11 protein-coding genes are annotated in these 15,360 nt (G+C 67.9%); 8 read left to right on the top strand and 3 right to left on the bottom strand.

Annotated elements, in window-relative coordinates; all coding sequences use genetic code 11:
• The first annotated feature begins 116 nt into the window (after window positions 1-116).
• Window positions 117-1,379 (top strand): hypothetical protein, encoded by a 1,263-nt coding sequence (locus tag ACIP5Y_RS01430; protein ID WP_400346547.1) that lies wholly within the window; start codon window positions 117-119, stop codon window positions 1,377-1,379.
• 106 nt (window positions 1,380-1,485) lie between these two features.
• Entirely contained in the window at window positions 1,486-1,962 is a 477-nt protein-coding gene (gene nrdR / locus ACIP5Y_RS01425; protein ID WP_397010253.1) for a transcriptional regulator NrdR, read from the top strand.
• Window positions 1,963-2,034: 72 nt separating this feature from the next.
• On the opposite strand, the gene hrpA is transcribed toward nrdR, so the two are convergent.
• Window positions 2,035-6,471, bottom strand: a complete 4,437-nt coding sequence (hrpA, locus tag ACIP5Y_RS01420) for an ATP-dependent RNA helicase HrpA (RefSeq protein WP_400346545.1) — start codon at window positions 6,469-6,471, stop codon at window positions 2,035-2,037.
• 160 nt (window positions 6,472-6,631) lie between these two features.
• On the opposite strand from hrpA, the gene ACIP5Y_RS01415 reads away from it, so the two are divergent.
• On the top strand, window positions 6,632-7,261 hold the full coding sequence (locus ACIP5Y_RS01415) for a Pr6Pr family membrane protein (RefSeq protein WP_400346543.1): 630 nt from the start codon (window positions 6,632-6,634) through the stop codon (window positions 7,259-7,261).
• A gap of 3 nt (window positions 7,262-7,264) precedes the next feature.
• Here the strand turns inward: ACIP5Y_RS01415 and ACIP5Y_RS01410 are convergent, their stop codons facing one another.
• On the bottom strand, window positions 7,265-7,720 hold the full coding sequence (locus tag ACIP5Y_RS01410) for a GNAT family N-acetyltransferase (RefSeq protein WP_400346541.1): 456 nt from the start codon (window positions 7,718-7,720) through the stop codon (window positions 7,265-7,267).
• A gap of 118 nt (window positions 7,721-7,838) precedes the next feature.
• Between ACIP5Y_RS01410 and ACIP5Y_RS01405 the strand changes: the two genes are divergently transcribed.
• The 3 genes from ACIP5Y_RS01405 to ACIP5Y_RS01395 all read left to right on the top strand — a co-directional run bounded on the left by ACIP5Y_RS01405 (window position 7,839) and on the right by ACIP5Y_RS01395 (window position 11,215).
• On the top strand, window positions 7,839-8,243 hold the full coding sequence (locus tag ACIP5Y_RS01405) for a DUF3759 domain-containing protein (protein ID WP_400346539.1): 405 nt from the start codon (window positions 7,839-7,841) through the stop codon (window positions 8,241-8,243).
• Window positions 8,244-8,323: 80 nt separating this feature from the next.
• Window positions 8,324-9,382: an AAA family ATPase gene (locus ACIP5Y_RS01400; RefSeq protein ID WP_400346538.1), complete on the top strand. Its 1,059-nt coding sequence runs from the start codon at window positions 8,324-8,326 to the stop codon at window positions 9,380-9,382.
• Between the two features lie 3 nt (window positions 9,383-9,385).
• Window positions 9,386-11,215, top strand: a complete 1,830-nt coding sequence (locus ACIP5Y_RS01395; protein WP_400346537.1) for a hypothetical protein — start codon at window positions 9,386-9,388, stop codon at window positions 11,213-11,215.
• A 68-nt stretch (window positions 11,216-11,283) separates the two neighbouring features.
• On the opposite strand, the gene ACIP5Y_RS01390 is transcribed toward ACIP5Y_RS01395, so the two are convergent.
• On the bottom strand, window positions 11,284-12,804 hold the full coding sequence (locus ACIP5Y_RS01390) for an APC family permease (RefSeq protein ID WP_400346536.1): 1,521 nt from the start codon (window positions 12,802-12,804) through the stop codon (window positions 11,284-11,286).
• Between the two features lie 239 nt (window positions 12,805-13,043).
• Between ACIP5Y_RS01390 and ACIP5Y_RS01385 the strand changes: the two genes are divergently transcribed.
• Both ACIP5Y_RS01385 and ACIP5Y_RS01380 read left to right on the top strand, forming a co-directional pair.
• Complete coding sequence (locus ACIP5Y_RS01385; RefSeq protein ID WP_400346534.1) at window positions 13,044-14,510, top strand: APC family permease; 1,467 nt, start codon at window positions 13,044-13,046, stop codon at window positions 14,508-14,510.
• Window positions 14,511-14,516: 6 nt separating this feature from the next.
• Complete coding sequence (locus ACIP5Y_RS01380; RefSeq protein WP_400346533.1) at window positions 14,517-15,245, top strand: IclR family transcriptional regulator; 729 nt, start codon at window positions 14,517-14,519, stop codon at window positions 15,243-15,245.
• Window positions 15,246-15,360: the final 115 nt, after the last annotated feature.

The following is a 15,360-nucleotide window of genomic DNA, read 5'->3' as shown; positions in this document are numbered from 1 at the left end:
GCCGGTCGGCCAGGGGTTTGGCCGAATATGCAGATTGAAAACTGAAACGCGTTGCTACCGTCCCGAGTGACCCAGGCAACATCTCGGCGGCCTGGCGAATCTCGACAGGGGGCGCCATGGCGCACGGTAACGGCGGATCACGACGGCGAACACGGACGGCGGGATTCCGGGGAATCGTCCGCACGGCCGGACTGGGCATCGTCCTCACCCTCGGGCTGATGTCGGTTCCGGCGGCGCACGCCGAATCCGCCTATGCCGCATACCTGGATCTGCCGTCGATCAATGGCGACGGATCCGGTGGCGGCGGTCTGAACCCCGCGCTGCCGCTGGATGCCGGCGAACTCGGCGCGGCACTGGACGAGGCCCGAGCGGCCGGCGTCGCACCGCGGCGCTACGCCACACTGCTGCACCAGTACTGGCTGGTCGTCGCCACCCGCAATGCGGATATCGATCTGGCCGCGTGGGATCCGCGACGCGGCGTGGCCGCGAACTCCGGCACGTTCACCCAGGTCTATGTGAACTATCTGCGGCTGAACAATGCGCACCCGGACTACTACTGGACCGGCCTGGCCGGGCTGGCGGGCGGTTCGTTCGCCTCGGGCTTCTTCGATATGAGCGATGTCGCCTCGATCGTCAGCGTGCCGGGCATGCACCAACTGGGCGGCGCGGTAGCCGATCTGCTGCGCGGCACGCCGCCGGACCTGCTGAATCGGCTGCCCGGCGATATCCGGTTGCTCGGGACCGCGGGCGAGCGGCTCACCGCCGCCGATCTGAGCTGGTACCAGACCCGGCTCATGATCATGCAGAAGCACATCTTCATCGACCAGGTGCCCATGCACGAGGCCTACGCCGCCGCGGGCCCGGCCGGGGTCGAGGAGATGTACCGGGCCGGCGTCCTCGACGACAATGCCATCACCGCCTGGCGGGAGATCGCCGCCGGCACGCCCTGGGGGCTGAACGACGCGGCCCTGCGCATGACCGATCGCGAGCAGAACCAGATCATCGCCGACCAATGGGATGTCACCGCTCAGGGGCGCGGCGACATGGGCCGGGTGATGACCTACGTCAGCACGATCGCCGGTAAGGCCGCGGTACCCGGTGTCCTCGCGCCCGGCGTGTTCGCGCCCACCACCATCACCGCGGGCGCCATGTCGCTGCGCGTGCCGCTGCCCGACTTCGACTGGGCCGATCGTGATACCCGCTGGAACTACATCACCCACGACCTGCTGCCCCGCTACCTCGAACTGTGCGCGAATCCGGCCATGGCGAGACCTGTTCTGGCCGAGCCCTTCTCGGCCAAGCTGGCCGATGGCCGGCTGCTCGTGCGGCTGCCGGATCTGCTGGGCGATCTCACCACCGGATGGCAGCTGACGGCCTGATCGGGGGCCGGTAACCCGGGCGGCCGCACCCTTTCTGCGGCCGGCCGGGTATCCTCGAGATTGCTCGAGGTTTTTGTGGAGCCCACGCATCGACAAAGGATCCCGGATGCATTGCCCGTACTGTCGCCACCCGGATTCCAGGGTGGTCGACTCGCGTGAAGCAGAGGAAGGCACCGCCATCAGGAGGCGACGTGCCTGCCCGGAGTGTGGGCGCCGCTTCAGTACGGTGGAAACCGCGATCCTATCGGTGGTCAAGCGCTCCGGCGTGAGTGAACCGTTCAGCCGCGAAAAGGTCATTCGCGGCGTCCGCCGGGCCTGTCAGGGCCGCGAGGTCGATGACGACGCGCTCATGCTGCTCGCCCAGCAAGTGGAGGATGCGGTGCGCGCCAAGGGTTCCCCCGAGGTGCCGAGCCACGAGGTGGGCCTGGCCATTCTCGGCCCGCTGCGCGACCTCGACGAAGTGGCCTACCTCCGCTTCGCCTCGGTCTACCGATCCTTCAGTTCCGCCGAGGATTTCGAGCACGAGATCGCCGAACTGCGCAAACACCGCGCCGAACACGCGGTCGGCGCGGTCGCCGAATAACCGAACCACCCTGACTTTCCGGTCCGGATAGTTGTTGTACGACAACAGCTATCCGGACCGGCTCATATCCGGTCAGCGGCGTTGCTGGGGTGGCCGGCGCGCGGCGTCCATGGCCTTCTCGATGCGCTTGGCGGAGATCGGATACGGCGTGCCGAGCTGCTGCGCGAACAGGCTCACCCGCAATTCCTCGATCATCCACCAGATTTCGATGATGTCCCGGCCGCCCTTGCGCGCTTCGGGCAGGGCGTCGACGAGCTTGTCGTAGGCGGCGTGCACGCGGTCGAGCTCGATCATGCCCTGACGATCGCGATTGGCGGCGGCGGGCAGCGCCTCCAGCCGCAGGCGGGCGGCCTCGAGATAGCGCGGGAGTTCCCGCAGGCGCGCACTGCCCCATTCGGCGATGAAACCGGGGAACACCAGGTCATCGAGCTGATGCGTGACATCATCGGCGGCCTCGCGGTCCCGGCTCTCGGCCAGCGCCGCGCGCACCCGATGCGCCTCCGCCAGCACCGGCACCACGGTGCGGACGATATTCGCCACCGCCGTGGTGAACCCGGGCCGGACCTGTTCGACCAGCGTCCGGAACTGCTCGGGGCTGCGTACCGGCCCGCCGTTCGCGGCAATGAGTTCATCGGCGGCGCAGGCCCGGCAGTCCTCCACCAGCGCGTCCAGCGAACCGTACGGATTCTGGCTCAGCGCAAGGCGATCCTGCGGCGGCAGTCCGGCCGTGACGGCGCGGGTATTGCCCGGCAGGGCGCCGAGCAGCAGCGCGCGGGTGCCGGTGCGCATGGCCGCGGCCTGCTGGGCGGGGGAGCTGAGCACCCGCACCGCAACGCCTTCCGGCTCCGCGACCAGCGCCGGATAGCCGGTAATGGTCTGCCCGCCGACCTGCCGCTTCACCGAGGACTCCAGGGTGCCCAGCGATTCGGAGGTCCATACCGTGGCCGCGGGCCGTTCGGCGGCATTGTTGGCGCGCGCCACCGACTTGGAAACCTGCTCCGACAGCCTGGCTTTCAGCTCGGCGAGGCTCTTGCTGCGCGCCACCAGCGCACCCGACGGGTCGGTCGCGGCATAGGTCATGCGCAGATGGTCGGGCAGTCCCGCCGGATCCAGCTGGGCCGCGGTGATGGTCACCGAGCCGAGCCGGGACAGTTCGCGTGCCAAGCCGGTGCGTAGTGGTTCCGCGCGCGGTGTGAGCTGGGCCAGCGCCGCCTGGGCGAAATCGGGGGCGGGAACGACCAAGCGGCGCAACTGCTTCGGCAGCGTCTTGATGAAGGCCGTGGCCAGTTCCTCGCGCATGCCCGGCACCAGCCAGTCGAAGCCGACGTCCCGCACATGCGCGAGCTGCGCCACCGGAATGTGCACGGTCACACCGTCATCGGCCTGACCGGGCTCGAACTGGTAGGTGAGCGGGAAGGTGAGCTCGCCCTGCCGCCAGCTGTCCGGATAGGCGGTCGGATCCAGCAGGGCGGCATCGTCGTTCACCACCGTCGAGGAGGTGAAGTCGAGCAGATTCGGATCCGCGCGCTGCGCCTTCTTCCACCAGCTGTCGAAGTGCCGGACCGACACCACATCGGCGGGAATGCGCTTGTCGTAGAAGTCGAACAGCACCTGATCGTCGACCAGGATGTCGCGGCGCCGGGCCCGATGCTCCAGATCGGCCACATCCTCCAGCAATTCGCGATTGCGCTCGAAGAAGTCGTGCCGCGTCTGCCACTCGCCCTGCACCAGCGCATGCCGGATGAACAGTTCCCGCGCCAGCTCCGGATCGATCCGCCCGAAATCCACTCGTCGCTGGGTAACCAGCGGAATCCCGTACAACGTCACCCGCTCGTAGGCGAGCGCCGCCCCCCGCTTCGAGGACCAATGCGGCTCGGAATAGGTACGTTTGACCAGATCCCCGGCCAGCCGCTCCGCCCACTCGGGCTCCACCCGGGCCGCCATCCGCCCCCACAGCCGAGACGTCTCCACCAGCTCGGCCGCCATCACCCACCGCGGCGGCTTCTTGGCCAGCGACGACCCCGGGAAAATCATGAACTTCGCATTCCGCGCGCCCAAGAACTCCCGGCTCTCCGCCTCCCGCACCCCGATATGCGACAGCATGCCCGCCAGCAGCGCCTGATGTATGGACGTAATGTCCCACGGCAAAGCATCATCCGCCGCCGCCAGCGCCACAGCGGACCGATCCCCGCGGCCGTTTCTACCCCCGGCCTCGCCACCGCGCGTATCCGCACCGCGCGCGGCAGTATTCACGCCGCGCGCAGTCGCGGAGTCGTTGGAACCGCGTGAATTCGCGGTACTGCCCGTGCCGGTACCACCGGTCGCCGCGGACCGGTCGGCTCCGCGCTCACGCCGGCTCCCCGCCTCCGCGCTCGGAGTGCCTCCACGTGTGTGGGCCGGACCCGCCTCGTCGGATGAGCCGCTCGCGCGTTGTCCGCGTGGGCCTCTGCCGGTGGCGGACTGTGCGGGTGCCCGGGTTGCCGATCCGCCGTTGCCGTCGGCCGCCGCAGGGCCCGAGGAGTTTCCGCCCCGGCGGGAGCGGCCGCCGCGGGTATCGACCTTCGCGCCGATCGATTCCGTTGTGGTGTCGGTGTTTCCGCCGCGGCGGTCGTCGGGGTCGTTCGAGTCGGTGTTCCAGCCCAGGCCGCGGGTGATGGTTCTGAGTTGGCCGTGCAGGTCCTGCCATTCGCGGATGCGGAGGTAGTGGAGGAACTCGTCGCGGCAGAGGCGGCGGAACTGGTTGGAGGACAGGGCGTTGCGCTGTTCCCGGAGGTAGTCCCAGAGCTTCGGGTAGGCGAGGAAGTCGGAACCCTCGACGGTGAAGCGGGCGTGTTTGGTGTCCGCGGCCTGCTGGTGTTCGACGGGGCGTTCGCGGACATCCTGGATCGAGAGGGCCGCGACGATGATCAGCACCTCGGGGAGGCAGCCGGTGCGGTTGGCCTCGACCAGCATGCGCGCCATGCGCGGATCCACCGGTAGCTGGGCCATTTCCCGCCCGATGGGGGTGAGGACCAGGCCGGCGTCGGGGATGAGACCGGTCTCGCCCTCGGTGCGGCGGGCCAGCGCGCCCAGCTCTTCGAGCAGTGCGATGCCGTCGCGGATGGCCCGCCCGTCGGGGGCCTCCACGAACGGGAAGCTCTCGATATCGCCGAGTCCCAGCGCCGTCATCTGCAGGATGACCGCGGCCAGATTGGTGCGCAGGATCTCCGGTTCGGTGAATTGCGGCCGGGATTCGAAGTCGTCCTCGGCGTAGAGCCGGATGGCGATACCGTCCGCCACGCGACCACACCGGCCCGACCGCTGCCGCGCCGAGGCCTGCGAAATCGATTCGATCGGCAGCCGCTGCACCTTGGTGCGCATGGAGTATCGCGAAATGCGCGCCGTACCAGGGTCGATCACGTACCGGATGCCGGGCACGGTGAGCGAGGTCTCCGCGACATTGGTGGCGAGCACCACGCGCCGGCCGGTGTGCGCGCTGAACACCTTGTGCTGCTCGGCCGCCGAGAGCCGCGCGTACAGCGGCAGGATCTCGGTGCGCGCCAGCTTCATATCGCGCAGGGAGTCCGCGGTATCCCGGATCTCGCGCTCCCCGGACAGGAACACCAGGATGTCCCCGTCGCCCTCGGCGAACAGTTCGCGCACCGCATCCCCGATGGCATCGGTGGGATCGCGGTCCACTACCCGGGTGTCCTCGTCATCGGGATCCTCGGCGGTGACCGGGATCTCCAGCGACAGCGGCCGATACCGGATCTCCACCGGATACGACCGCCCCGATACCTCCACAATCGGTGCGGGCGTGCCGTTCTCATCGCTGAAGTGCCGCGCGAACAGCTCCGGATCGATGGTCGCGGAGGTGATGACGAGCTTCAGGTCCGGCCGCTTGGGCAGCAACTGCTTGAGGTAGCCGAGCAGGAAGTCGATATTGAGGCTGCGCTCGTGCGCCTCGTCGATGATGATCGTGTCGTAGCGGCGCAGCATCCGGTCGCGCTGGATCTCGGCCAGCAGGATGCCGTCGGTCATGAGCTTGACCAGCGTGCGATCCGAGGCCTGATCGGTGAAGCGGACCGTATAACCGACGACATCGCCGAGTTCGGTGTCCAGCTCCTCGGCAATGCGCTCGGCCACCGTGCGCGCGGCCAGTCGCCGTGGCTGGGTGTGGCCGATGGTGCCGCGAATGCCGCGGCCCAGTTCCAGGCAGATCTTGGGCAGCTGCGTGGTCTTGCCGGAGCCGGTCTCACCGGCCACGATCACGACCTGGTTTTCGGCGATGGCCTTGGCGATATCGTCGCGGCGCGCGGAGACCGGCAACTGCTCCGGGTACCGGATGACCGGTACGGCGGTACGGCGGTTCTCCACCCGTTGCCGGGCGGCGTCGATCTCTGTCTCGAGATCGGTGAGATCGCCGCCGCGGGCCTTGTCGAGCCGGCGACGCAGTCGGTACTCGTCGCGGATCGAGAGATCGGCCAGGCGGGAACGAAGCTCGCGAAAGGTGGCGGCGGTCCTGGTCATTGCATCGTCAAGCCTAGCGAAAGGCTGCTCCGGGCCGGTCGCCGCGGTGCTGCGATACCGATCTCACCGGGCGCCGCCCACGCATGGCCGCGCTTGCCGGGAGTGTGCTAGATCGGCGTATCGTCCGCATTCCGGCCGTTTTCCGTGCGACGATCGGCCCATGGCCGCACGAGGTGGAACGCCGGTATGGATTCGCGCGCTGCGCATCGGGTTCGGACTGATGGGTGTCGTGGCACTGAGCTGGATCCCGCTGAGCAACCTCGGCAATGCGCAGTATTCGTACGCCAACTACTTCAGCTACTTCACCATCCAGTCGAACCTGTTGGCCGTGGTGGTGCTGCTGGTCGGCGGGTTGCGCGATCCGCAGAGCCGGCGCTGGCAGCTGGTGCGCGGCGCGGGCACGCTCTACCTGGTCATCACCGGCATCATCTACGCGGTGCTGCTCGCGCATGTCGACGTCATGCTGACCGATCGGCTCACCAATGACGCGCTGCACCGGATCCAGCCCATCGTCATGGTGGCCGACTGGTTGCTGGTGGCCGCGGCGGGGATCAAGCTGACCGTCCGGGTAGTGCTGGGCTGGCTGATCTATCCACTCGTCTACGGCGCGTACACCTTGCTGCGCGGGCCGCTGGTGGACTGGTATCCGTATCCGTTCATCGATCCGCGCAGCCAGGGCTATCCGTCACTGTTCGGCGGACTGGCGCTGATGGCGTTCGTGTTCGCGGTGCTGGCCGCCTTGGTGGCGGGCCTCAACGGCCTGGTCCCCAGAGCCGTTGCGCGAGCCTGACATTCACAGGGGCAATGTCATGAACACGCTGTTCGGGTCCGCGGTGTAGTCCGCGAACGGGCCGCAATGCGTGAATCCGTGCCGCTCGTACAGTCGTACGGCGGGCAGAAAGAACTCCTGGGCGCCGGTCTCCAGGTGCAGCCGCTCGTATCCGCGCGCCCGGGCCGTTTCGATGATGTGCGCCAACAGCAGTGCGGCCACGCCCCGGCCCTGCCGGGCGGCGGCGGTCCGCATGGACTTGATCTCGCCGTGCTGCGGGTCCAGTTCCTTCAGGGCCCCGCAGCCGGCCAGCTCGTCCCCGTCCCATACCGACCAGAAGGTGATCTCCGGTTTGCGCAGCCGGTCGAGGTCGAGGGCGTGCACGCTCTCCTCCGGAGAGTTGTCGTACATCTCGGCCAAATGGGTCTCGAGCAGGGCGATCACGTCCGCTCCGGTGAGGTCGTCAAGCACGATGCGCATGTCGCCGAGGCTATCGCCCCCCTTGCTCGAGAGGTTGCTGAGACCCGGGCTCCGGCGAGAGTTCCACCGGTACTGTCGATTTCGTCAGTATCTGCAGGGAGAAAAGGGGAAGGGCCCGATGGGACTCTTCGAGATGTTCGAGTCACACGAGATGCACAACCAGGTCTACGGCGGTCAGGCGCCGGAGAACAACTGGACGCACGAACTCATCGCGGGCGCAGCCGGTTTCGAGGCGATGCGCATGTACGAACATCATCGCGAGCGCGAGGGCATCCAGGAGCATCACGAACTCGGCAAGGAACTCATCGCAGGATTCGCCTGCGCCGAGGTCGACAAGCACTTCGAGAACCGCCGCCTGAACCACCTGGAACAGGAGCAGGCGCGCCAGCAGGCCGCGCAGCAGGCCCAGTACCTCTACGACCAGCAGTACGGCCAGTACTATCCGCCGCAGCAGGCCCAGTACCTGCGGGAACAGCAGTACTACCCACAGCAGGGGCAGCCCTACTACCCCCAGGGCTACTGACCCTCCGGTCGAAAATCAGTGGATCGCCGGTGACGTGCTTGCCTAGCCTTGACTGATATCAACAGCTAGGAAGGACACGTTTGGAAGCGACTGTCTCGGTGACGCCGGATCAGTTGCCGGAGTTACTGCTGCATGTCGCGGTCGTGCGTCCGGTATTTCTATGGGGGGCGCCCGGAATCGGGAAGAGTTCACTCGTGCGCGGGTTCGCCGAGGGGCTCGGGCTGGAATGCGTGACCCTGCTGGGTACGCAGCTGGCGCCGGAGGATCTGATCGGAGTACCGCAGATCGTCGAGGATCGGAGCCGATTCGCGCCCCCGGAGATGATCGCGCGTTCGGAGCCGTATTGCCTGTTCCTCGATGAGTTGAATGCCGCGCCCGCCGAGGTGCAGAAGTCGTTCTACTCGCTCATCCTGGACCGCCGGATCGGGAACTACGAGCTGCCCGCCGGGTCGGTGGTGATCGGGGCGGGGAACCGGGCCACCGACAACGCGCTGGCCCGGCCCATGGCGTCGGCGCTGGTGAACCGCATGGTGCACATGCATCTGCGCGCCGATGTGGACGACTGGCTGAAGTGGGCCGCGCACAATGACATTCACCGCTGGGTGGTGGAGTACATCGTGCAGCGGCCGGATCACCTGTGGTCGGCGCCGCCCAAGACCGAGCAGCCGTTCTCGACGCCACGCGGCTGGCACATGCTCTCGGATGCGCTGCACTCCTACGGGGACGGCATCGACGATACGACCCTGTGGGTGGTGGCGTCCGGAACCCTCACCACCGCACACGCTTCCGCGTTCCGCGCGTACGTCAAGACGGTGCGGCACGCCTTCGACCTCGAAGCGGTCATCAAGGGCGAGGCGGCCTGGCCGCGCGATCCCGCCGATCGCGATCTGCTGTACTTCCTGTCCGAGACCTTCCGCGCGCGGCTGGTGAAGGAGCTGCCCGCGTCCCGCGAGCACGCCTCGGCCGGGGTGAAACGCTTTGTGCTGCGCGCGAAGACGATGCTCACCGAGCTGGCCGAGATCTCCGTGGAGTGCGCACAGCTGGTCATCGCCTCCGACGAGGACGGGGTACCGGTGCTGCCGTCGTGGTTCCTGGTGGAGGTCACCCGCGATCTGCCGCGGCTGGCCGCGCGGAGATAGTCGATGGCGGGACGTCAGACGCGTAAGCGCCGCACGAAATCCGATCCGTGGGCCGAGCATCGGCACAACGGGTGGGCGCTGGTGCGTGATCATCCCATCTTCCGGCGGGTGCACAACGGGCTCGTGGAGGCCGTTGGCGACCTGCCTTCCGACGTACCGGCGATGATCTCCGGGTTCGGGACGATCCACTACAACCCGAAAACGCGCGCCACCGCGGAGGAATGGGCGTGGACCTTCGCGCACCTGTTGCTGCACGCGGGATTCGGCCACCTCGATCCTCGCGAAATGCCGCAGCGTGTGATCGAGGCGAACACCTACACGCCCAGCTGGTTGAGTTTCCCCTTCCAGCCGCATACGGCCTACCGGGCGGCCTGCTGCACCCTCATCGACCAATATCTGCTGACGCTGAAGATCGGCCGCCCGCCCGCGGAGTTACCGGTCGCCCCGGGCGGCACGGTGGAACTCGCATTGGCCGAACGCTGGTGGGACGGTGGTGTTCCCGATGAGTATCGGCGGCACGAATTTCCCGACTTCTTGATCGGCGACGCCGAGACCGCCAAGCGTGCCGACCACCGCACCAAGTTCGCGACCGGTGTCGGGGAGGCCGCGCGCGATGCGCTCGCCGAGGCCGGCCGCGATGTCACGCGCGGCGCGGCGAAGGTGCTGCGCGTATGGGATCGCGCCCTCAACTGGTTCGTCTCCTCCTACCCGCTGCTGGGCGCGCTCGCGGCCGGGATGAAGATCGTCGCCGACGCGGAAGTGGCGCGCGGCTGGGATATTTCCATCGCCGCCGTCAATGCCGAGGCGGCGGAGATCTACATCAACCCGTTCGCCGGTCTCACCGACGAGGAATGGCGTTTCGTCCTCGGCCACGAAATGCTGCATGCCGCACTGCGACACGGCGAACGCGCCGGTTGGCGCGACCACTACCTGTTCAATGTGGCCTGCGACTACGTGGTCAACGGCTGGCTGGTCGAGATGGGCGTCGGCGAACTCCCGGAGGGCCTGCTGCACGACCCGGATTTGAAGGGCCTGTCCGCCGAACAGATCTACGACCGCATCTCCGGTGACCTGCGCCGGCTGCGCAAACTCGCCACCCTGCGCGGCCGCGGCAAGTCCGACATCTTCGGAGAACCGTTGCCGCACACCGGCGCTCCGGGCCGCTACGTCGATCTCGACGAGTATTACCGCGGCGCCCTGTCGACGGGGCTGGCCTATCACCTGTCGAGTGGCCGCGGCCTGCTGCCGGCCGGGCTGGAACAGGAGATCCGCGCCCTGGACCAGCCGGTGCTGCCGTGGGATGCCCAACTGGCCCAATGGTTCGACGAGCACGTTCCCGCGGTAGAGAAGCGCCGCAGCTATGCGCGCGCCTCCCGTCGCCAATCCTCCACCCCCGATATTCCCCGCCCCGCCTGGCACCGTCCCGACGACTCCGTGCGGTTGCCCACCTTCGGCGTGGTCCTGGACACCTCCGGCTCCATGTCCACCGAACTCATGGGCAAGGGCCTGGGCGCCATCGCCGCCTACGCTCGCGCCCGCGACGTCCCCAGCGCCCGCGTGATCTTCTGCGACGCAGCCGCTTACGATGCCGGCTATCTCCCCGTGGACGACATCGCCGCCCGAGTGCGGGTCCGAGGCCGGGGCGGTACCACCCTCCAACCGGGCATCCGCATGCTCGAACGCGCCGAGGACTTCCCCGCCGAAGGCCCCATCCTCATCATCACCGACGGCATGTGCGACGTCCTCCGCATTCGTCACGAACACGCCTACCTGACCCCCGCCGGCGCGAGCCTTCCTTTCCGCCCTCGCGGCCCGGTTTTCCGCATGCGCTGAATCGGCAATGCCGACAGGGCCGTTCCGGGATGAGGAGGTTCCGGAACGGCCCTGGCAGCGTGGAGGATTCAGCGTTCGTGTGTTTCCTCCAGGACTGTGCGGCCCAGCAGGGCGTAGCGGGCGGGGGAGCGGCGCTTCAGGTATTCGGCGAAAGCGAAGCCGCCGATGGCGATTGCGGCCACCAGCCACGGGGTGGCCTTGAGGATCAAGGAGCTGGATTCGTCACCGGCCGCGGTGCCCATATTGAGGACGAGCAGCAGGACTACGCCGACCATGGCCAGCCCGCCGAGGAGAGGCGCCAGGAAGGTCCGGAACCAGTGGCGGGATTCGGGGTGGTTCTTGCGGAAGTAGGCCAGGACCGCGAAGGAGCAGGCGGCCTGGACCACCAGGATGGCCATGGTGCCGAGGATGGCGAGCAAGGTGTAGGTGCCGGTGTAGGGGTCCTTTCCGGCCAGGCCGAAACCGGCCACCAGGAGGACCGCGACGACCGACTGGACCAGGCCGGCGATGTGCGGGGAGCCGTGGCCCGGGTGGGTGCGGCCGATCGTGCGCTTCAGGACCGGGAACACGCCTTCCCGGCCGAGGGCGTACAGGTAGCGGGCCGCGCAGTTGTGGAAGGCCATGCCGCAGGCCAGGGAACCGGTCATCATGAGCCACTGCATGGCGCTCACGGCCCAGTGGCCGACATAGGTCTGGGTGGGGTGGAAGAAGACGTCCATCGGGTTGGCGGATCCGGCCAGGTCCTTCGATTCGCCGATTCCGTTGCCGGACATGGCCATCCAGGACACGAACACATAGAAGACGCCCACGCCGATGACGGCGATCATGGTGGCCTTCGGGATGATGCGCTTGGGGTCGCGGGACTCCTCGCCGTACATGGCGGTCGATTCGAAACCGACCCACGACCAGAAGGCGAAGAACAGACCCAGGCCGGCGGACGGGCCGGTGAAGGCATTGATCGGGTTGAGCGGCGCGAAGGAGAAGCCGTGTGGCCCACCGCCGTGCAGTGCCACGGCGATGCCCATGATGGCCAGCACCAGACATTCCGTGCCCAGCAAAACCACCAGCAGCTTCTCCGCGACGGCAACCCCGAACCAGGTGCCGACCGCATTGATCGACAGCATGATGATCGCGAACACCCACCACGGCACGTGCACACCGAACTGTGCCGCAACGGTACTCGTGCCGAAGCTGGAGAAGATGCCGACCAGCGAACCCTCGAACACCATGTACGCGAAGGTCGCCAGCAGGCCCGACGCCAGGCCCGCCGACCGGCCCAGCCCGAACGAGATGAACCCGTAGAAGGCGCCCGTCGCGGTGATGTGCTTGGACATGGTGGTGAAGCCCACCGAGAACACCGCCAGCACCACCATGGCGATGAGGAACGCCGCGGGCGTGCCGGTGCCGGTGCCGGCCGAGATCATGAACGGCACATTGCCGGTCATGGCGGTGATCGGCGCGGCGGTGGCGATGGCCATGAACACCACGCCGACCAAGCCGATCGCATTGGGCTTCAGGCGATGCACGGTTTCGGCCGGCGCCGTAGCGGGCGGCGAGGTGGTGTCTGGGCGTTCGATCTGCTGGGTCATCTATCCATCCCTCTTGCACCCCGCCACCGGCAAAGACCGGGTGGCGGGTTCACTTCCGATGGGGCGGAACGCTATCGGCGGTCTGTAACGACGGAAGGCGTGCGACGGTGACCGCCGGCGAGAAACGGCGGAGATGTTCGTCTCGAGCAGGGACAACTCTTCGTTACCGGAGTTTACGTCGGCGAAATACCCGTGCAGCACCCTGTGGCAATCTCATGGCGAGAGAAAGGCGTGTGCGGATGACATCGGCCCCGCCGAGTCCACCACTGGTGGTCCGGCGCTCCTCGATACGCGGATTGACCCGGCGGGAACTGCCTTTCGTGCCGGTCTTCGCGCAATCCGTGGCAGCCATCGCGCCGTCCGGGACGGCCGCGGTGACACCGGCCTTCGTGATCGGCGCGGCGGGCGGCGGTGCGAGTGTGGCCGCGTTTCTCGCCGCGGCACTGCTGGCCTGGGGTGTGGCCTTTGTCATCCGGCCCATGGCGCAGCGGCTCGCGGTGACCGGCGGGCTGTACACCTACGTGGCGCAGGGGCTGGGGCCCGCGGTCGCGGTGCCGGTCGGGTGGTCGGCCATTGTCGGGTACGGCAGTGTGAGCGTGGCGGGGCTGATCGCTGTCGGCACCTATCTCGATCAGATGGCGGTCACCGCGGGTATCGGCGGATTCGGCGGCACGGCCACCATTGTCGGCCTGCTGCTGGTGGCGGCGGTCATCGCGGTGGTGTTGATGGTGCGCGGGATTCGGCTCTCGGCCTCGGCGACACTGCTGGTGGAATGCGTTTCGGTGGTCACGGTGCTGGGGCTCATGGGCTATCTGCTGACCCGCGGCGGGCACGACGTCACCGCCGGGCGCGCCTTCGCCTGGCACGGCGGCACCGGCAACCTGGCCATGAGCGCGGTGGTGGCCATCAGTGCCTTCGTCGGATTCGAGAGCGCGACAACACTGTCCGCGGAGGCGCATCGGCCGTTCCGTTCCGTGCCCAGGACGCTGATGTGGACGCCGGTGGCCGCGGCCGTCATCTATCTGATCGCGGTGTGCGCGCAGGCCGTGGCCTTGGCCGCCGACCCTGGCGCGGCCACCAGCTCGACACCCGTCACCGAGCTGCTGCTGCAGGACAATTCGCGACTGCTGGGGGCCGTGCTCGATCTCGGCGTGGCGGCCTCGTTCTTCGCGTGCACGGTCGCCTCCGTCAATGCATTGGTGCGGGTGCTGTTCACCATGGGACGGGAGGGCATCGCACCGGCCGCGGCCGGGCGGGCGCATCCCCGCTTCCACACGCCCGCGCCCGCCATTGTTGCGGCGGTCGGCGTGGTCACCGGGTGCGCCGTCGTCTACCTGCTGTCGGGAGCCGAACCGCAGGACGGGATCCGGTCGTTCCTCACCCTGAGCGCGCTCGGCTACCTGGGCTCCTATCTGCCGGCCTGCCTGGCCGGTCCCGCGTTGCTCCGGCGCATAGGCGAATCCAGCAGGAGGATAACGATTCTCGGCACCGTGACGGCGATACTGCTCGGCATCCTGATGATCACGGCCGCCTGCTCGACGCAGAGCGGCAATGCGGTGCTGGTGACGGCGTACGCGGCCGTGCTGCTGGCTTCGGTGCTGTTCACGATCGGCTTGCGGGTCTTCGCGCCGGATCGCTTGCGCGGCATCGGAATATACGACGAACCGCAGCACGCGGATCTGCTGCAGAGCCCGGTCTTCCGGTAGCCGCGCATGAAGGACTCCCGGCGCACGAACACCGTCACCAACTCGATCGCCATTCTCGAAACCGTCGCCGACTCCGGAACCGGTGTCACCGCCAAGGAGATCGCCGAGCGGCTCGGCCTGGCCCCCGCCACCACCTATCGGCTGCTCAATTCCCTGGTGGCCGACGAATATCTGGTGCGGACCGCCGATCTGCGCGGTTTCGCACTCGGGGCCAGGTTGCGCGGGCTCGCCGCGGCCATCACGGTGCCGGCCGTGCCCACCGCGGCGCGCATGCTGCTCGACGACTTCCGCGCCTCGACCCGATTCGCCGTGCATCTCATGAACTTCCGGCCCGCCGCGATCCAGGTGATCAACGAGGATCCGGATCACCCGATCCCGGGGGAGCGGGAGCTGGCGCGGCATCTGCACGCCTCGGCGGCGGGCAAACTGCTGCTGTCCTCGCATACCGAATGGCGGGCCATGGTCGCGGCCCCGGCCCGGATCGCCGCGCGCACCAAGATCGATCACGCCGCACTGGCTACCGATCTGCAATCCATCCGTGAGGCCGGATATGCCAGGGCCGCGGACGAACTCGTGCCCGGCATCGCGTGTCTCGCACTGCCGGTGTACAAATCGTCCGGCACCCTCGCGGGCGCGCTCTGCCTCAGCGGACCCAGTAACCGGCTGAACGTGCTGGACACCCACCGCGACTCCGCCCGCGACTGCGCGGCCCGTCTCGGCCCGCTGCTCTACTGAATTCCTTGCCGCCTTTGCGGGTGCGCCGCCGGTGGCGGTGAGGGGCAGGGAAAAGGCAGTTACCGGCCGTCGCGGCAATGCGAGCATGAAAGCAGTGCGAACATTGAGGCGTTGC

The organism is Nocardia sp. NPDC088792, assembly GCF_044750615.1.
Lineage (GTDB): Bacteria > Actinomycetota > Actinomycetes > Mycobacteriales > Mycobacteriaceae > Nocardia.
Note: the sequence above shows the minus strand (reverse complement) of the source record. Positions and strands in the feature narration are given on the sequence as shown.